This is a genomic window from uncultured Streptococcus sp. (genome assembly GCF_963516575.1).
Classification (GTDB): domain Bacteria; phylum Bacillota; class Bacilli; order Lactobacillales; family Streptococcaceae; genus Streptococcus.
Genome location: NZ_CAUQCP010000023.1, coordinates 15,001 through 33,524 on the forward strand (window position 1 = coordinate 15,001; position 18,524 = coordinate 33,524).

An 18,524-nucleotide genomic window follows, 5' to 3' on the forward strand; every position below is an offset into this window, starting at 1 on the left:
TTATTTGTGGTATAATGAAACGATACGATAGAAAGAATAATGAACAATATGACTGATTTAAAAGCAATTCAGGCTCGAAGTCTGGAGATGGCTGAATATTTTGTGGCTTTTTGTAAAGAACATGATTTGCTTTGCTATCTCTGTGGGGGAGGCGCTATTGGTGCCCTTCGAAACAAGGGTTTCATTCCTTGGGACGACGACCTAGACTTTTTTATGCCCCGTAAGGACTATGAAAAATTGGCAGAATTATGGCCTCGTTATGCAGATGAGCGTTATTTCTTGTCAAAGAGTAACAAGGATTTTGTCGACCGCAATCTTTTTATTACCATTCGTGACAAGGAAACTACCTGTATCAAACCTTACCAGCAGGATTTGAATTTACCACATGGTCTGGCCTTGGATGTGTTGCCTTTGGATTATTATCCGAAAAATCCAGCTGAGCGGAAAAAACAGGTTCGTTGGGCACTGATTTATTCACTCTTTTGTGCCCAAACTATTCCAGAAAAGCATGGTGCACTTATGAAATGGGGAAGCCGTATTTTACTGGGTGTGACTCCAAAATCTCTCCGTTATCGCATTTGGAAAAAAGCTGAGAAAGAAATGACCAAGTATAGTCTGGATGAGAGCGATGGCATCACAGAATTATGCTCAGGTCCTGGCTACATGAGAAACAAGTACCCAATCGTATCTTTTGAAGACAATCTTTTCTTACCATTTGAAGGGACAGAGATGCCTATTCCAGTTGGCTACGATGCCTATCTCAGCACAGCTTTTGGCGATTATATGACTCCTCCGCCAGCAGACAAGCAGCTACCGCATCATGATGCTGTCATCGCTGATATGGATAAGTCTTATACAGAATACAAGGGAGAATATGGAGCATGATGGGTGAAAAAATTAGCGTTATCGTTCCAGTCTACAATGTAGAAGCCTATCTGGAGCGATGTGTGGAGTCAATTCTTCATCAGACTTATACTAATTTTGAACTAATCCTAATAAATGATGGATCTACTGATTCTAGTGGACAAATCTGTGATCATTTAGCATATCAGTATGAAAATATCAAGGTTTACCATATCGAAAATGCTGGTGTTTCTAATGCCAGAAATATTGGAATTCAGCTAGCGACGGGTGTTTGGATAACTTTTGTTGATAGTGATGATTTCGTCACCAAGGATTACCTAGCTACTTTAGCTAGTGCAGTTGAGGGAGGAAATGTAGGTTTTGTGATTGCTCCTCTACATCATATCAAAAATGGAATAGTGACAGATTTACCCCCGTATTCTGGTAGAAAAGAACTTTGGTCAACAGAAGAAACCATGAAAGAATTACTGATGACCACTAAGACATCATTCTTTCCAGTCGCAAAACTATTTAAGAGAGACCTGCTGGTAGATGAGAAATTTAATACAGACTACCATCTAGCTGAAGATGCCTTATTTTTAACTGAATTGCTACTAAAGACAAGATGCAGTAGCGTATTTATTGACAAACCAATTTATTATTATGATCATCGTGAGGGAAGTGCGACAACATCTGTTAATCGGTATGTATTTGATACGATAGAAGTTTATATGAGGATTATTGCTCAAGTATCACAAGTATTTCCTAATTTAAAATATGAATTAAAAAATAGAGAATGTTGGTCATATATTACAGTCTACGATAAAATCATATTTACTTCATCTGAGCAGTATCAAAAGGAGAAAGTCGAACTAAGGACTTGGATCATTCAGCATCGACACGAAATATGGAAGGATACTTATTTCACCACATTTCGTAAGATAGCTGTCCTGTCACTTGTCTTTTCTCCATGGATATATAAAAAAATTGTTGGATTCAGAAACTAATATTATGAGAAGGAGTTGAAAATGAATTTTCCAATAATGAATGAATACTTTGAAAAATCAAAACTATGGGTTTCATATCTGTTTGTTTTTATTTCGATTTTAAGTATGAGTTCACTAGTTTATAAGATAGCCAATCCTCTTTATAAGGGATTATCAGCAATTGTATTGTTTTATATTTGCTATACATTATTGTTTAAGTGGAAAAAAATCATAGTAGATCGTAAATTTCTGTCCTTATTTGGACTCTTAGCTGGAAGTCATCTCTTATCAGCTATTTTCAATCGCTCTGGACATTTGATTGGAAATGTGATTGAGATCCTCTTTATGGTAACCTATATTTTATTATTTACCATGTTAGAATCAGGTCAATTAAAGAAATTATTTGATTGGATTGTATACACTATTCAACTTGTTTCTTTTTCTTCTGCGATTTTTGCGTTTGGTTTATTGGTAAGTAGAGTCCTTATCCTATTTAAAATTGGACAGCAATCTTATTACTATGGTGTTATGAATGGACGTCTGTGGGGGATTGTCAATCCAAATGCTAGTGCGATATTTTCATACATTAGCATTGTTTTGGCTATGTATTTGATTCATAAAGGAAGTAAATATTCTGTCTATCTTAAACTGAATAATGTGATTCAATTAGTTTATTTTGCAACCATGCAAAGTAGAGGAGCTTTATTATCTTTAGTGTTAATGCTTGGGTTTTATAGTTTCTTTATTAACAGGGGCAAGTTAGCTAAGCGATTTCTAATCTTTATAGTTTCTGCTTTACTTGTTTCTGCTGCTAATATCGGATTGAGTTATGTAACCTCTATTTACATATCCTCGGGGAAAGCGACTGTATTAGACTTAAATAAAGGACAATCTTATGCAGAAACGGATTCTTCAGTTATAAAAAAAACAGGAGAACTTCATCTAATAGAAACAACACCTAGTGGTAGAACTTATATTTGGAAAAATGCTATAAAAATGGGAAGTGAGAAACCAATTTTTGGTTATGGTGTACGAAATGTTCCAGATTATTACACAAAATATTTCAGTAAATTTGAGATTCAAAATTCTCTTATTGGTGGAAATTTCCATAACATTTTGGTAACGATATTTGTTAGTTCTGGAATTTTAGGTTTAGTATCTTTTCTACTTCTACTAGGATATATATTTAAGCGTTTTTTGACTTATTTGATTGTTTCTAAAAAGAACTCTGAAAAGTTGATTATGATTCTTTTCTTTGGCATCTTGTTCGGTCAATTATTTGAAAGTCAGATTATGTACTCAACTAACTTTATTAATATTATCTTTTGGTTGATTATTGGTTATGGATTAGTTGTTTGCAAACGTGATGAAGGTATTCGTTATCAGGAAGTAACTGATATTAGAGAGATTCAACAGATGGAACTAGGAATCATAGAATACATTCATGAAACTTGTCAGAAAATTGGTGTCAAATATTTCCTAGCTTATGGCAGTCTTATCGGTGCGGTTCGTCATAAAGGTTTTATTCCTTGGGATGATGACATGGATATCTGTATGTTACGAGAAGATTATGAAAAGTTGCAAGACTACCTTATCTCTAACCCTGACGAACGTTACGAAGTGATGTCTTATAAAAATAATCTCAACTATGTCTATCCCTTCATGAAAGTGCAGGATAATCAAACTTATTTGTTAGAAGAAGATGTTCGCATTGATTCCAATATGGGGATTTATGTAGATATTTTCCCTGTAGATGGTTATGAGGATGATTCTGTTTTTAAAGATAAAATGACGAGACTTATAAAAAAACGTCAATTAAGCTGTTATACATTTAAAGGGATTACCAATACTAAAAGCCTATTAAATTCTTTAATTCGCTATATATCAGTCATTATTTTCTATTTTACAAATACGAACAAGTATATTAGAGGTATTGATAATCTTGCTAAATCTAGAAAAGTAGATGATTACGAGTTGGTTGACTATCTTATTTATAAAGATATGCATAAACCAGTCTGGAAGCGAGAGTGGTTGGAACAAACTATTATGGGTGTATTCGAAGGTAAAGAATTTATGATTCCAAAAAACTATCATGAAATTCTGACCTCGGACTACGGAGATTATACGCAACTGCCACCAGTTGAGCTAAGGTTCTCTCATCATGATTTTCAATTGTGGAAAATTATTAAGGTATCCCAATGATGTTATTGAAATGAAGAAACCATTGACTCGATATAAAAAGATTAGGAGTGAATAATAGATGTCAGAGAAAATTTTGACTCTTGAAGAAATTAAACAAATTGAATTAGATATTTTAAACTATTTGCATGAATTGTGTGAGGAACATGAAATCAAGTATTTTATTGATTTTGGAACCTTGCTAGGAGCTGTACGCCATAAAGGTTTTATTCCTTGGGATGATGATACCGATATTTCTTTGGCTCGAGATGAATTTGAAAAGCTCTATGAGATATTAAAAAATGAAAAACATCCCTACTACAGATTAATTTCATATAGAGAAACAAAAGGCTACCCTTATACATATATGAGAGTTTATGATGTGAGGACAAGAAGAGATGCTAATCTTTTAGATAAGTCGGTTGTTCTAGGTACTTGTGTTGACATTTTTCCATACGATGGAGTTGTTACAGATGAACGTGATAGAAAAAAGATGAGACTTTATAAACAATTTATTAGACTTTCGTCTCTGAATTTTAAAGGAGTCAAAATAGATAATGGAGGTGTCAAGAATTTACCACGTTATTTTGCATCTGCAATTTTCAGACTGACTTCTCCACAGAAATGGAATGAAAAATTGGAGAAGTTAGCTTTGCAATATGATGTTGAGCAGGCTACAGATCTTGCATGTATTACCTATGACTCTTACTATCCAAGCGGAATTAAGAAAGAGTGGTTATATGATACAATTGAAATGCCATATGAGAATATTCTTGTGAAGGTTCCTAGAAAATTTCATGAGATTTTGGTTTACGAGTTTGGTGAAGACTATATGACTCCTCCACCTATTGAAAATCAAAATCCAGGAACTGATAAAAATTACTGGATTGATTAATTTATGAGCAAGTTGCTTTGATTTGATAATTCGATAAAATAAATCACCTACCTATCTACTGGAATATTCCTTGTTTTAGATAGGTAGGTGATTTTTTTAATTTCTTTTAATCTTAGCAAGAGCAAGATTGAGTGCATAATGGAATGTTTTATCTTTTGTGATAAAAAGTATCAAGAGATAGTAGATTCCACAAGCTGTTACAGTAGAGAGTACCATTAGTATCATATTGAGGTTGACTGTATAAGAGTTGATTTGGAAAAGGAATTTAAACGCAAAATAGATTGGAATGAATCCGAGCGATACAATAGTATAGCGTGTTAAAGTAGTAAAGATTTCTTTTAAGTCAAGCAGATGATGTTTCTTGATAAAGTAAATTTCCAGTAGAACAACTACAGTTTCTGCAATAATAGTAGTAGCAATGTAGTACTCTGGTGCAAAAATATTATTGAAATACAAGAGACTGTTGAGTAGGATATTAGCTCCACCACCAATAAAGTAAAAGGCTGTTAAACGATTTTCGTGGTCGTTGATGAAGATAATTTGTTTACCAAGGATTAACTCGATGGCCCAAATGATAGTCCGAAAAGCGAAGACACTAGTCACAATACCAGCTTCAAGGTATTTTTCAGAAGAGTAGATAACTGCTGCGTAGTTTCCTAATACCATAATCCCAATACTGGTTGGAATGATAAGGAAATAAAAGAGGGCGGCTCCTTGGTTCAGAAGATTTTTATAAGATTCGTAGTCTTTCTTACCGAGATAGTAGCCGAGACGTGGAATACTGACGTTGATAGCTCCACTCAGGACACTGGCAATCAACATAACGATGCTAGAAGCAATGGTGTAATAAGAAATGTAGTTTTCATCAGGTCCTTTGGTGATAAACATTCTATCAAGTAAGGTGTAGAGCATATTGGCATTAGCTAGAAGCAACATGGTCAAGAGTGGTTTAGATGCTTTGACTAATTCGACAAGACCAATCTTGACAAAGGAAACTTCTCTCTTGATCCAAAGAAAACTGAGCAGGTAGTTGAGGATGGTTGTTGCACTCATGATAATTGCATAAGGTACGATATCATTTGGAGTTTTTACAAAGGTGAAGATAGCGACCAACATAGCAATACGAATAAGCAAGGTTTTGTATAAGATAAAAGCATAATTTTCATAAGCCTCGTTCATCCACTCGATATAAAGGAATTGGAAGAGAGCTTGGACACCAAGTATATAGTAGAGTTCTTTTAAATTTTCAATACTATTATCCAGGTAAATAAATAGGAAATAGATACTTGTTGTTAGAACAGATGTAATAATGGAGATATAGAATAATTTAGAGAAAACATAGTTGATTTTATTTTTATCATCCTTGACCTTACTGATAGCTCGAATTCCGTAGTTGTAGATTCCGAAGGCGGCTAAAGGAATGACAAAGCTAGCCCAGGTATTGGCAGTATTGAAATAACCGTAGTTGGATTTGCTGAGAATCCGCGTCAGATAAGGATTGGTTATCAGAGGAAAAACGATATTGAGAACATTGACTAGTAAGCTAGCCAGTGCATTAACTTTTATATTTTTCATTGTACTTTCTTTCTTGTATTGTAAAATGGTCTCTAGTATTATATCACATTCTCGCTTCATTCTTTTGATAAAATCGTAAAAATCTAGTATAATAGATAGAACTGAAAGTATGAGGTTACTAGCAATGAAAATGAAACAAATTAGTGATACAACTTTAAAAATCACGATGTCTTTAGAGGATTTGATGGATCGTGGCATGGAGATTGCTGACTTTCTTGTTCCTCAAGAAAAAACAGAAGAGTTCTTTTATGCTATCTTGGATGAGTTAGAGATGCCTGATAGCTTTCTGGATACAGGTATGTTGAGCTTCCGTGTGACTCCAAAACCTGATAAGGTCGATGTCTTTGTAACCAAATCAAAGATTGATCAAAATCTAGATTTTGAAGACTTATCGGATTTACCAGATATGGAAGAATTGGCTCAAATGTCGCCAGATGAATTTATCAAAACCTTGGAAAAGAGCATTGCAGAAAAGACTAAGGATGATATCGAAGCGATTCAATCTCTAGAGCAAGTAGAAGCCAGGGAAGAAGAGCAGGAGCAGGAACAACAAGAAGCTGAGAGCAAGAAAGAACCTTACATCTATTACATCCTTTCTTTTGCTAAGTTGGCTGACTTGGTTACTTTTGCTAAGACAGTGACTTTTGATATGGAAACTTCTGAACTCTACAAGATGAATGAGCGCTATTATTTGACTATTTTAGTGGATATTGAAAATCATCCAAGTCCATATCCAGCTTGGCTGTTGGCTCGTATGCGCGAGTTTGCAGACGATAGTGATATCAGTCGTTCAGTCTTACAAGAGTATGGCCAAGTCTTGATGAATCACGATGCGGTGATTAATCTACAAAAGATTGGATAATCATTTCTGGAAAATTATTTCTAGATTTTAGGAAGAGCGAATCATCTGATTCGTTTTTTCTTTTTTAGACTGAAATAGTGATTTACTATAATAGGAATTTTCACAAAATTCTGTTATAATGGCTATATTAGAAAATTTCGAGGAGACAAACATGACAGTTAAAATTGCTTTACTAGGATTTGGTACCGTTGCAAGTGGCGTGCCTTTCCTCCTAAAGGAAAATGGAGAAAAAATCAATCAATCAGCACATTCAGAGATTGAAGTTGCTAAGGTATTGGTCAAGGATGAAGATGAAAAGAATCGCTTGCTTGCAGCAGGGAATGACTTTAACTTTGTAACCAATGTGGATGACATTTTATCAGACCAAGATATTACCATCGTAGTGGAATTGATGGGGCGTATCGAACCAGCTAAAACCTTTATCACTCGTGCCTTGGAAGCTGGGAAACACGTTGTTACTGCTAACAAGGACCTTTTGGCTGTCCATGGTGCAGAATTGTTAGAAATCGCTCAAGATAATAAGGTAGCACTTTACTACGAAGCAGCAGTAGCTGGTGGTATTCCAATTCTCCGTACTTTAGCAAATTCTTTGGCTTCTGATAAAGTCACGCGCGTGCTTGGAGTGGTTAACGGAACTTCCAACTTCATGATGACCAAGATGGTGGAAGAAGGCTGGTCTTACGATGATGCTCTTGCGGAAGCGCAACGTCTAGGATTTGCAGAAAGCGATCCGACAAATGACGTGGATGGGATTGATGCAGCCTACAAGATGGTTATTTTGAGCCAATTTGCTTTTGGTATGAAGGTTGCATTTGACGATGTAGCCCACAAGGGAATCCGCAACATCACACCAGAAGATGTAGCTGTAGCTCAAGAGCTTGGTTATGTAGTGAAATTGGTTGGCTCTATCGAGGAAACTCCTTCAGGAATTGCTGCAGAAGTGACTCCAACCTTCCTTCCTAAAGCGCACCCACTTGCCAGTGTGAATGGCGTAATGAACGCTGTCTTTGTAGAATCTATTGGTATTGGTGAGTCTATGTACTACGGACCAGGTGCGGGTCAAAAACCAACTGCAACAAGTGTTGTAGCTGATATTGTTCGTATCGTTCGTCGCTTGAATGATGGAACAATTGGAAAAGATTTCAACGAATACAGCCGTGACTTGGTCTTGGCAAATCCTGAGGATGTTAAAGCAAACTACTACTTCTCAATCTTGGCACCAGACTCAAAAGGTCAGGTCTTGAAGTTGGCTGAAATTTTTAATGCTCAAGATATTTCCTTCAAGCAAATCCTCCAAGACGGAAAAGAGGGTGACAAGGCGCGTGTTGTGATTATTACACACAAGATTAATAAATCTCAACTTGAAAATGTCTCAGCTGAATTGAAGAAGGTTTCAGAATTCGACCTCTTGAATACCTTCAAGGTGCTAGGAGAATAAGATGAAGATTATTGTACCTGCAACCAGTGCCAATATCGGGCCAGGTTTTGACTCGGTCGGTGTAGCTGTAACCAAGTATCTTCAAATTGAGGTCTGCGAGGAACGAGAAGAGTGGTTGATTGAACACCAGATTGGCAAATGGATTCCACATGATGAGCGTAATCTCTTGCTCAAAATTGCCCTGCAAATTGTACCAGACTTGCACCCAAGACGTTTGAAAATGACCAGTGATGTTCCTTTGGCGCGTGGTTTGGGTTCTTCTAGCTCGGTTATTGTTGCTGGAATTGAACTAGCCAACCAACTGGGCCAGCTCAACTTGTCAGACCATGAAAAATTGCAGTTAGCGACTAAGATTGAAGGACATCCTGACAATGTGGCTCCAGCCATTTATGGTAATCTCGTTGTTGCGAGCTCTGTTGATGGACAAGTTTCAGCTATCGTAGCAGACTTCCCAGAGTGTGATTTCCTAGCCTACATTCCAAACTATGAATTGCGCACTCGAGACAGCCGTGGTGTCTTGCCTAAGAAATTGTCTTACAAGGAAGCTGTTTCGGCTAGTTCTATTGCCAATGTGGCGGTTGCTGCCTTGTTGGCAGGAGATATGGTGACAGCTGGTCAAGCAATCGAGGGAGACCTCTTCCACGAGCGCTACCGTCAGGACTTGGTGAGAGAATTTGCGACGATTAAGCAAGTGGCCAAAGAAAATGGTGCCTATGCAACCTACCTCTCTGGTGCTGGGCCGACAGTTATGGTTTTGGCTTCTCATGACAAGATGCCGGCGATTAAGGCAGAATTGGAAAAGCAACCCTTCAAAGGAAAACTTCATGACTTGAAGGTTGATACCCAAGGTGTCCGTGTCGAAGCAAAATAAAGAATAGATGATAGGATGGGGAAACTCTCGACCAGAGGGCTTCCTATCCTTTTTTTGAAAAGAAGTTTATACTCAATGAAAATCAAAGAGCAAACTAGGAAGCTAGCCGCAGGCTGCTCAAAACAGTGTTTTGAGGTTGTGGATAGAACTGACGAAGTTAGCTCAAAATACTGTTTTGAGGTTGCAGATGTAAGCTGACGTGGTTTGAAGAGATTTTCGAAGAGTATTAGTTAAAAACTTGATAAAGGAGAAATAAAGATGGCAGAAATTTATCTAGCAGGTGGTTGTTTTTGGGGCCTAGAGGAATATTTTTCACGCATTTCTGGAGCACTAGCAACCAGTGTTGGCTACGCTAATGGTCAAGTCGAAACGACCAATTACCAGTTGCTCAAGGAAACAGACCATGCAGAAACGGTTCAAGTGATTTATGATGAGAAGACAGTATCACTCAGAGAGATTTTACTTTATTATTTCCGTGTTATTGATCCATTATCAGTCAATCAACAAGGAAATGACCGTGGACGTCAGTATCGGACTGGTATATATTACCAGGATGAAGCAGACTTGCCAGCTATCTACACAGTGGTGCAGGAGCAGGAGCGCATGCTGGGGCGAAAGATTGCAGTGGAAGTGGAGCAACTTCGCCACTACATTCTGGCTGAAGATTACCACCAAGACTATCTTAAGAAGAATCCTTCAGGTTACTGTCATATCGATGTGACCGATGCTGATAAGCCATTGATTGATGCCTCTAACTATGAAAAGCCTAGTCAAGAGGTGTTAAAGGAAAGCTTAACCGAAGAGTCCTATCGTGTTACCCAAGAAGCTGCTACAGAGGCTCCATTTACCAATGCCTATGACCAAATCTTTGAAGAAGGGATTTATGTAGACATCACGACGGGTGAGCCACTCTTTTTTGCCAAGGATAAGTTTGCCTCAGGTTGTGGTTGGCCAAGTTTTAGCCGTCCGATTTCCAAAGAGTTGATTCATTATTACAAGGATCTCAGTCATGGAATGGAGCGAATCGAGGTTCGTTCTCGGTCAGGAAATGCTCACTTGGGTCATGTTTTCACAGATGGACCGCGTGAGTTTGGTGGCCTCCGTTACTGTATTAATTCTGCATCCTTGCGCTTTGTAACCAAGGATGAGATGGAAGAAGCAGGATATGGCTATCTACTACCTTACTTAAACAAATAAATCAGAGATGGTGGGTGCTTCCCACTTTCTTCATTTCCAGAATACGCATAAAAGGGATTTATGAAACACCTATTATCTTACTTCAAACCTTACATCAAGGAATCAATTTTAGCACCCTTGTTCAAGTTACTAGAAGCTGTGTTTGAGCTCTTGGTTCCTATGGTGATTGCTGGGATTGTTGACCAATCCTTGCCCCAGAAAAATCAAGGTCATCTCTGGATGCAGATTGGTCTGCTCCTTATCTTTGCAGTGATTGGCGTTGTAGTGGCCTTGGTAGCTCAGTTTTACTCAGCCAAGGCTGCGGTTGGATTTGCCAAAGAATTGACAAACGACCTCTATCGTCATATTCTGTCTTTACCAAAGGACAGCAGAAACCGTTTGACCACTTCTAGCTTGGTGACTCGCTTGACTTCGGATACCTACCAGATTCAGACTGGTATCAATCAATTCCTGCGTCTCTTTTTGCGAGCGCCTATTATCGTTTTTGGTGCCATTTTTATGGCTTATCGCATCTCAGCTGAGCTGACTTTCTGGTTCTTGGTCATGGTTGTCATTTTGACCATTGTCATTGTAGGCCTTTCTCGGCTGGTCAATCCTCTCTACAGCAGTCTGAGAAAGAAAACGGACCAACTGGTTCAGGAAACACGCCAGCAATTACAAGGGATGCGGGTTATTCGTGCTTTTGGGCAAGAAAAACGAGAGTTACAAATTTTTCAAACCCTTAACCAAGTCTATGCCAGATTGCAAGAAAAGACAGGTTTCTGGTCTAGTTTATTAACGCCTCTGACTTATCTGATTGTTAATGGAACCCTCCTTATTATTATCTGGCAAGGCTATATTTCTATTCAAGGAGGCCTGCTCAGTCAAGGTGCTCTCATTGCCCTTATCAATTACCTCTTGCAAATTTTGGTGGAATTGGTCAAGCTAGCCATGCTGATAAACTCCCTCAACCAGTCCTATATCTCAGCTAAGCGAATTGAGGAAGTCTTTGCCGAAGCTCCAGAAGACATCCATTCAGAATTAGAACAAAAGCAAGCTACCAGTGATCAGGTTTTACAAGTTCAAGAACTGACCTTTACCTATCCTGATGCGGCCCAACCTTCTCTGAGAGATATTTCCTTTGATATGGAGCAAGGGCAAATCCTTGGTATCATTGGGGGAACAGGTTCTGGTAAATCAAGCTTAGTACAACTCATCCTTGGACTTTATCCAGCAGACAAGGGGAGCATTTACCTTTATCGAGATGGATCTAGTCCTCTTAATTTGGAGCAGTGGCGGTCTTGGATTGCCTATGTGCCCCAAAAAGTCGAGCTCTTTAAAGGAACTATTTGTTCCAACTTGACGCTGGGTTTCAATCAAGAAGTAACTGACCAAGAACTCTGGCAGGCCTTGGAGATTGCGCAAGCTAAGGATTTTGTCAGTGAAAAGGAAGGACTCTTGGATGCTCTAGTTGAGGCAGGAGGACGAAATTTCTCAGGTGGACAAAAACAAAGGCTGTCTATCGCACGTGCAGTCTTGCGCCAAGCTCCATTTCTCATCCTAGATGATGCAACCTCGGCCCTCGACACCATTACCGAGTCCAAGCTCTTGAAAGCTATCCGAGAAAATTTGCCAGACACGAGCTTAATCTTGATTTCTCAACGAACCTCAACTTTACAGATGGCTGACCAGATTCTCCTCTTGGAAAAAGGTGAGCTCTTAGCTATCGGCAAGCATGAGGACTTGATGAAATCCAGTCAAGTTTATCGCGAAATCAATGCATCCCAACATGGAAAGGAGTACTAGCATGAGACGACAAACTGCAAATCAAACACTCACACGTTTGGCCAAAGATTTATCAAGTCATCCTTTCCTCCTTTTCCTAGCCTTTCTAGGAACCATTGCCCAGGTTGCCTTATCAATCTACCTACCTATTCTGATTGGGCAGGTCATCGACCAGGTTCTAGTGGCTGAGTCTTCGCTAGTTTTTTGGCAAATTTTCATTCAGATGGTATTGGTGGTCATAGGAAATACACTAGTTCAATGGGCCAATCCTCTCCTCTATAATCGTCTAATTTTCTCTTATACCAGAGACTTACGAGAGCGAATCATCCATAAGCTCCATCGTTTACCGATTGCTTTTGTCGATCGACAAGGAAGTGGGGAGATGGTCAGTCGTGTAACCACGGACATAGAACAGTTGGCAGCTGGCTTGACCATGATTTTTAACCAATTTTTCATTGGAGTCTTGATGATTTTAGTTAGTATTCTAGCCATGCTTCAGATTCATCTCCTCATGACTCTCTTGGTCTTGTTGTTGACGCCACTGTCTATGGTAATATCACGCTTTATTGCCAAGCGATCTTATCATCTCTTCCAGAAGCAAACAGAGACGAGGGGAGTTCAGACACAGTTGATTGAAGAATCGTTGAGCCAACAGACCATTATCCAGTCCTTCAATGCTCAGGAAGAGTTTATCCAAAGACTGCACGATGCCAATGATAACTATGCAGGTTATTCTCAGTCAGCCATCTTTTATTCATCAACGGTTAATCCTTCGACTCGCTTTGTAAATGCGCTTATTTATGCCCTTCTAGCTGGAGTGGGAGCTTATCGTATCATGATAGGCTCTACCTTGACCATTGGACGCTTAGTGACTTTTTTGAACTATGTTCAGCAGTATACCAAGCCCTTTAACGATATTTCTTCAGTGCTAGCCGAGTTGCAAAGTGCTCTTGCTTGCGCAGAGCGTGTCTATGGAGTCTTAGAAAGTCCTGAGGTGGCTGAAACAGGCAAGGAAGTCTTGACCAGTGACCAGGTTAAGGGAGCTATTTCCTTTAAACATGTTTCTTTTGGCTACCATCCTGAAAAGATTTTGATTAAGGATTTATCTATTGATATTCCAGCTGGTAGCAAGGTCGCTATCGTTGGTCCGACAGGTGCTGGCAAGTCAACTCTTATTAATCTCCTTATGCGTTTTTATTCCATTAACACTGGAGATATCTTGCTGGATGGGAGATCTATTTATGATTATAGTCGTGCCTCTTTACGACAACAGTTTGGCATGGTACTCCAAGAAACCTGGCTCAAGCAAGGGACCATTCATGACAATATTGCCTTTGGAAATCCTGATGCTAGTCGGGAGCAGGTGATTGCTGCTGCCAAAGCAGCCAATGCAGACTTTTTCATCCAACAGTTGCCACAGGGATACGATACCAAGTTGGAAAATGCTGGAGAATCTCTCTCTGTCGGTCAAGCCCAGCTCTTGACCATTGCCCGAGTTTTTCTGGCTATTCCAAAGATTCTTATCTTAGACGAGGCGACTTCTTCCATCGATACACGGACAGAAGTGCTAGTTCAGGATGCCTTTGCTAAACTCATGAAGGGGCGCACAAGCTTTATCATTGCTCACCGTTTGTCAACCATTCAGGATGCGGATTTGATTCTTGTCTTGGTGGATGGCGACATTGTTGAGTATGGTAACCATCAGAATCTCATTACTAGAAAGGGCAAGTATTACCAAATGCAGCAAGCTGCAACTTTTAGCTCTGAATAAGCCTTTCTATTTTGAAATCTTATGAACGAAAAAAGTTGCCTTCGGGTGACTTTTTTGTTACAATAGCTAGAAAAATTATTCACTGTAAATTGTCTTTTAGAAAAGGAGCCTAGAATGAAAGTCTATCAGCATGTAAATATCGTGACTTGTGACCAAGATTTCCATGTTTATCTGAATGGAATCTTAGCAGTTAAGGATTCTCAAATCGTCTATGTTGGTCAAGAGAAGTCAGAGATTTTAGAGCAAGCTGAGCAGATTATAGACTATCAGGGAGCCTGGATTATGCCTGGTTTGGTCAATTGTCACACCCATTCTGCTATGACAGGCTTGAGAGGAATTCGAGATGATAGCAATCTCCATGAATGGCTCAATGACTATATCTGGCCAGCAGAAGCAGGATTTACTCCTGACATGACTACCAAGGCGGTCAAAGAAGCTCTGACAGAGATGCTCCAGTCAGGAACAACAACCTTTAATGATATGTATAATCCCAATGGTGTGGATATTGAACGGATTTATCAGGCAGTGAAAGATTCCAAGATGCGTTGTTATTTCTCGCCGACCCTCTTTTCTTCAGGGGCAGAAACAACTGCTGAGACCATTGCAAGAACACGGGCCATCATCGAGGAAATCTTAGGATATGAAAATCCAAATTTCATGGTAATGGTAGCCCCACATTCTCCCTACAGCTGTAGTAAAGATTTGCTGGAAGAGAGCTTGGGAATGGCAAAAGAGCTAGACATTCCCATCCATATCCATGTGGCGGAGACCAAGGAAGAATCGGGAATTATCCTGAAACGCTACGGCAAACGCCCCCTTGTTTTTCTAGAAGAACTGGGTTACTTAGATCATCCGTCCGTCTTTGCTCACGGGGTCGAATTAAACGAGCGAGAAATTGAGCGCTTGGCATCCTCTCAAGTGGCTATTGCCCACAACCCTATCAGCAATCTCAAACTGGCCTCAGGGATTGCTCCAATCATCCAACTTCAAAAAGCAGGAGTGGCTGTGGGAATTGCGACAGATTCAGTTGCTTCCAACAACAACCTTGATATGTTTGAGGAAGGACGAACAGCAGCTCTCTTACAGAAAATGAAGAGTGGAGATGCCAGCCAGTTTCCAATCGAAACAGCCCTCAAAGCTCTAACGATAGAAGGTGCTAAGGTTCTTGGAATGGAAAATGAAATAGGAAGTCTGGAAGTTGGCAAGCAGGCAGATTTTCTTGTTATTCAACCACAAGGCAAAATCCATCTCCAACCTAAGGGGAATATGCTCTCTCACCTAGTCTATGCTGTCAAGTCCAGTGATGTTGATGATGTTTATATTGCTGGAGAACAGGTTGTTAAGCAAGGTCAAGTCCTGACAGTAGAACTTTAGAAGAAAAATCACGAAAAAATTTTAAAAAAAGTTTGCAAAAATCTTGCATTCTTTTTTTGACTATGCTATACTTATATACGGTTTGAAAAAACTGCCTAAGACAGTAGGGGAGCTCGACTCATAAGTATCCTACCGAGGACAAAACGTATCATGTAAAAAGAAGCGTATTGTACTTTCGTGTCTAGGTTTGGGCGCGTTTTTCTTTTGGAAAAATTCCCCAAGCAAAATAATAACGGAGGTGAACACACTAATGAGTGAAGCAATTATTGCTAAAAAAGCGGAACTAGTTGACGTAGTAGCTGAAAAAATGAAAGCTGCTGCAGCTATCGTCGTTGTAGACGCTCGTGGTTTGACAGTTGAGCAAGATACAGTTCTTCGTCGTGAGCTTCGTGGAAGCGAAGTTGAGTATAAAGTCATTAAAAACTCAATCTTACGTCGTGCAGCTGAAAAAGCTGGTCTTGAAGATCTTGCATCTGTATTTGTTGGACCATCTGCAGTAGCATTTTCTAACGAAGATGTTATCGCACCAGCGAAAATCTTGAACGACTTTTCTAAAAACGCTGAAGCACTTGAAATCAAAGGTGGTGCAATCGAAGGCGCTGTCGCATCTAAAGAAGAGATTCTTGCACTTGCAACTCTTCCAAACCGCGAAGGACTTCTTTCTATGCTCCTTTCTGTACTTCAAGCGCCAGTGCGCAACGTTGCTCTTGCAGTCAAAGCGGTTGCAGAAAGCAAAGAAGACGCAGCTTAATCTTAAGCTACGCAGCGTAGCCTAGCTACGAAAAAACTATTATAAAATTTAAAACTTATTTGGAGGAAATAACAATGGCATTGAACATTGAAAACATTATTGCTGAAATTAAAGAAGCTTCAATCCTTGAATTGAACGACCTTGTAAAAGCTATCGAAGAAGAATTTGGTGTAACTGCAGCTGCTCCTGTAGCTGTTGCTGCAGCTGGTGCTGCTGACGCTGGTGCTGCTAAAGATTCATTCGACGTTGAATTGACATCTGCAGGCGACAAAAAAGTTGGCGTTATCAAAGTTGTACGTGAAATCACAGGTCTTGGTCTTAAAGAAGCTAAAGAACTTGTTGACGGTGCACCAGCACTTGTTAAAGAAGGCGTTGCAACTGCAGAAGCTGAAGAAATCAAAGCTAAATTGGAAGAAGCTGGAGCTTCAGTTACTCTTAAATAAGAGGCATATACCAATTAGAATTCGGAATACTATAGTATCAGCCTTTTAGAATCGTGAACACATTTTAGAAACTGATAAATTAATTTAGTTTCCTACCAAAAACCCTACCAAAAATTAATTTGGCAGGGTTTTTCTTTTTAATAAAATTATTTTGGAGAGCAGGGCTCGTTTTAAATGACCAGAAGTAAGCTATGTATAAATTCTAATTATATTAGAATTTCGTATTTCAAATTTTGTAGAAATTTTTAAGAATCCTGACTATCGTTGTCATTATTTTGCAAAACATAAAAAATCAGAGTCAGATTTAGATTTTGCGGAATTTGTCTTTCAAAATCGGGAAAATCCAGATGAATTACAACACCATTTTGATTTTATCTATGGTGTTCAGACTGATGACAATCCAATCCAACCCAAGCTTTAGCTCGTTTTCGTCAGAATGAAATTACAAAAGAAGAAATGCTTGCTGAGTTTAGAAACCCCTATTCTTTTAAACAATTATACATTCACAACCAATCTTAAAATAAAGAAGGTTTATCAATCAAAAACAGGAGAGGAGTTACAAAAATGGAAGTAGTATCATTGGAAAATAATATTAAACTATATAGTTCAGAATTATTTCAAGCACTATTAAAAGCCTCTAATTATAAATTGGATGAGCATATTGCTCAGACTGTTGCAGAAGGCTATGCTCGTAATCTAGATTATTCTGATTCTGAACTGATGCATGTTGGTGTAACTTCTGTTGCTAACAATTTGCTTACAAAAATTAAACAAGAGTATTTTAATGTATAGTATTTTGAAAAGCCACCGAAAAAGGAATTACTCTTTAAGGTGGCTTTTTTAGAAGTAAAGTTTAGGCTAGAAAAACAAGAATAACGCACCATTTTTGGTGCGTTTTACTTTTTTATGCTATAATTGAATTATAAAAATAAAGGAGTTTCCCATGATTGGAAAAAACATAAAATCCTTACGCAAAACACATGACTTAACCCAACCCGAATTTGCACGGATTGTAGGTATTTCACGAAATAGTCTGAGTCGTTATGAAAATGGAACTAGTTCAGTCTCTACAGAACTAATAGACATCATTTGTCAGAAATTTAATGTCTCTTATGTCGATATTGTTGGAGAAGATAAAATGCTCAATCCTGTTGAAGATTATGAATTGACTTTAAAAATTGAAATTGTCAAAGAAAGAGGTGCTAATCTATTATCTCGACTCTATCGTTATCAAGATAGTCAGGGAATTGGCATTGATGATGAATCTAATCCCTGGATTTTAATGAGTGATGATCTATCTGATTTGATTCATACGAATATCTATCTAGTAGAAACTTTTGATGAAATAGAGAGATATAGCGGCTATTTGGATGGAATCGAACGTATGTTAGAGATATCTGAAAAGCGGATGGTAGCCTAATGGAAATCCAAGATTATACTGATAGTGAATTCAAACATGCTTTAGCACGGAATCTTCGTTCTCTGACAAGAGGAAAAAAGTCCAGTAAGCAACCTGTAGCAATTTTGCTTGGAGGGCAAAGTGGTGCTGGAAAGACTACAATTCATCGTATTAAAC

General features: G+C 38.7%; 18 protein-coding genes and 1 other annotated feature. Of the genes, 17 read left to right on the forward strand and 1 reads right to left on the reverse strand.

Annotation, left to right across the window (positions count from 1 at the left end):
* Nucleotides 1-39 precede the first annotated feature (39 nt).
* From RWM06_RS05360 to RWM06_RS05375, 4 genes are read left to right on the forward strand one after another with little or no spacing between them, the layout of a single operon-like run.
* Nucleotides 40-885, forward strand: a complete 846-nt coding sequence (locus RWM06_RS05360) for a phosphorylcholine transferase LicD (RefSeq protein ID WP_313970372.1) — start codon at nucleotides 40-42, stop codon at nucleotides 883-885.
* A complete protein-coding gene (locus tag RWM06_RS05365) occupies nucleotides 882-1,850 on the forward strand; it encodes a glycosyltransferase family 2 protein (RefSeq protein ID WP_313970373.1) in 969 nt (322 codons plus the stop codon). Before RWM06_RS05360 ends, RWM06_RS05365 begins: the two co-directional genes overlap by 4 nt.
* Nucleotides 1,851-1,871: 21 nt before the next feature.
* Nucleotides 1,872-4,031 carry a LicD family protein gene (locus tag RWM06_RS05370; RefSeq protein WP_313970374.1) on the forward strand — a complete coding sequence of 720 codons (2,160 nt, stop codon included), beginning with the start codon at nucleotides 1,872-1,874 and terminating at the stop codon, nucleotides 4,029-4,031.
* 58 nt (nucleotides 4,032-4,089) lie between these two features.
* The gene (locus RWM06_RS05375) at nucleotides 4,090-4,902 is read left to right on the forward strand and encodes a LicD family protein (protein ID WP_313970375.1); all 813 of its coding nucleotides are present in this window, start codon (nucleotides 4,090-4,092) and stop codon (nucleotides 4,900-4,902) included.
* Nucleotides 4,903-4,998: 96 nt separating this feature from the next.
* Here the strand turns inward: RWM06_RS05375 and RWM06_RS05380 are convergent, their stop codons facing one another.
* A complete protein-coding gene (locus RWM06_RS05380; protein WP_313970376.1) occupies nucleotides 4,999-6,477 on the reverse strand; it encodes an oligosaccharide flippase family protein in 1,479 nt (492 codons plus the stop codon).
* Nucleotides 6,478-6,601: 124 nt separating this feature from the next.
* Here RWM06_RS05380 and mecA point away from each other — a divergent pair, with 124 nt between their 5' ends.
* From mecA to RWM06_RS05445, 13 genes are all read left to right on the forward strand, one after another.
* Complete coding sequence (mecA, locus tag RWM06_RS05385) at nucleotides 6,602-7,339, forward strand: adaptor protein MecA (RefSeq protein ID WP_313970377.1); 738 nt, start codon at nucleotides 6,602-6,604, stop codon at nucleotides 7,337-7,339.
* Nucleotides 7,340-7,490: 151 nt separating this feature from the next.
* Nucleotides 7,491-8,777 (forward strand): homoserine dehydrogenase, encoded by a 1,287-nt coding sequence (locus RWM06_RS05390; RefSeq protein ID WP_125423491.1) that lies wholly within the window; start codon nucleotides 7,491-7,493, stop codon nucleotides 8,775-8,777.
* A 1-nt stretch (nucleotide 8,778) separates the two neighbouring features.
* Nucleotides 8,779-9,648 (forward strand): homoserine kinase, encoded by an 870-nt coding sequence (gene thrB / locus RWM06_RS05395; protein WP_313970378.1) that lies wholly within the window; start codon nucleotides 8,779-8,781, stop codon nucleotides 9,646-9,648.
* 75 nt (nucleotides 9,649-9,723) lie between these two features.
* Nucleotides 9,724-9,846: a hypothetical protein gene (locus tag RWM06_RS05400; RefSeq protein ID WP_014017284.1), complete on the forward strand. Its 123-nt coding sequence runs from the start codon at nucleotides 9,724-9,726 to the stop codon at nucleotides 9,844-9,846.
* A 60-nt stretch (nucleotides 9,847-9,906) separates the two neighbouring features.
* The gene (gene msrB, locus RWM06_RS05405; protein ID WP_313970379.1) at nucleotides 9,907-10,845 is read left to right on the forward strand and encodes a peptide-methionine (R)-S-oxide reductase MsrB; all 939 of its coding nucleotides are present in this window, start codon (nucleotides 9,907-9,909) and stop codon (nucleotides 10,843-10,845) included.
* A 60-nt stretch (nucleotides 10,846-10,905) separates the two neighbouring features.
* Entirely contained in the window at nucleotides 10,906-12,630 is a 1,725-nt protein-coding gene (locus RWM06_RS05410; protein ID WP_313970380.1) for an ABC transporter ATP-binding protein, read from the forward strand.
* A 1-nt stretch (nucleotide 12,631) separates the two neighbouring features.
* Nucleotides 12,632-14,380 carry an ABC transporter ATP-binding protein gene (locus RWM06_RS05415; protein WP_313970381.1) on the forward strand — a complete coding sequence of 583 codons (1,749 nt, stop codon included), beginning with the start codon at nucleotides 12,632-12,634 and terminating at the stop codon, nucleotides 14,378-14,380.
* Between the two features lie 114 nt (nucleotides 14,381-14,494).
* Entirely contained in the window at nucleotides 14,495-15,754 is a 1,260-nt protein-coding gene (locus tag RWM06_RS05420) for a TRZ/ATZ family protein (RefSeq protein WP_313970382.1), read from the forward strand.
* Nucleotides 15,755-15,830: 76 nt separating this feature from the next.
* Nucleotides 15,831-15,966: a sequence feature (ribosomal protein L10 leader region), on the forward strand.
* 38 nt (nucleotides 15,967-16,004) lie between these two features.
* A complete protein-coding gene (gene rplJ / locus RWM06_RS05425) occupies nucleotides 16,005-16,505 on the forward strand; it encodes a 50S ribosomal protein L10 (protein ID WP_313970383.1) in 501 nt (166 codons plus the stop codon).
* A gap of 74 nt (nucleotides 16,506-16,579) precedes the next feature.
* Nucleotides 16,580-16,948 carry a 50S ribosomal protein L7/L12 gene (rplL, locus tag RWM06_RS05430; RefSeq protein WP_001196965.1) on the forward strand — a complete coding sequence of 123 codons (369 nt, stop codon included), beginning with the start codon at nucleotides 16,580-16,582 and terminating at the stop codon, nucleotides 16,946-16,948.
* A gap of 564 nt (nucleotides 16,949-17,512) precedes the next feature.
* The gene (locus RWM06_RS05435; protein ID WP_313970384.1) at nucleotides 17,513-17,740 is read left to right on the forward strand and encodes a hypothetical protein; all 228 of its coding nucleotides are present in this window, start codon (nucleotides 17,513-17,515) and stop codon (nucleotides 17,738-17,740) included.
* 151 nt (nucleotides 17,741-17,891) lie between these two features.
* Nucleotides 17,892-18,368, forward strand: coding sequence for a type II toxin-antitoxin system antitoxin PezA (gene pezA, locus RWM06_RS05440; RefSeq protein ID WP_261041198.1), 477 nt, complete (start codon nucleotides 17,892-17,894; stop codon nucleotides 18,366-18,368).
* Nucleotides 18,368-18,524, forward strand: a 157-nt coding sequence (locus tag RWM06_RS05445; protein ID WP_313970385.1) for a zeta toxin family protein, incomplete at its 3' end; no start/stop codon positions are given. The genes pezA and RWM06_RS05445, both read left to right, overlap by 1 nt.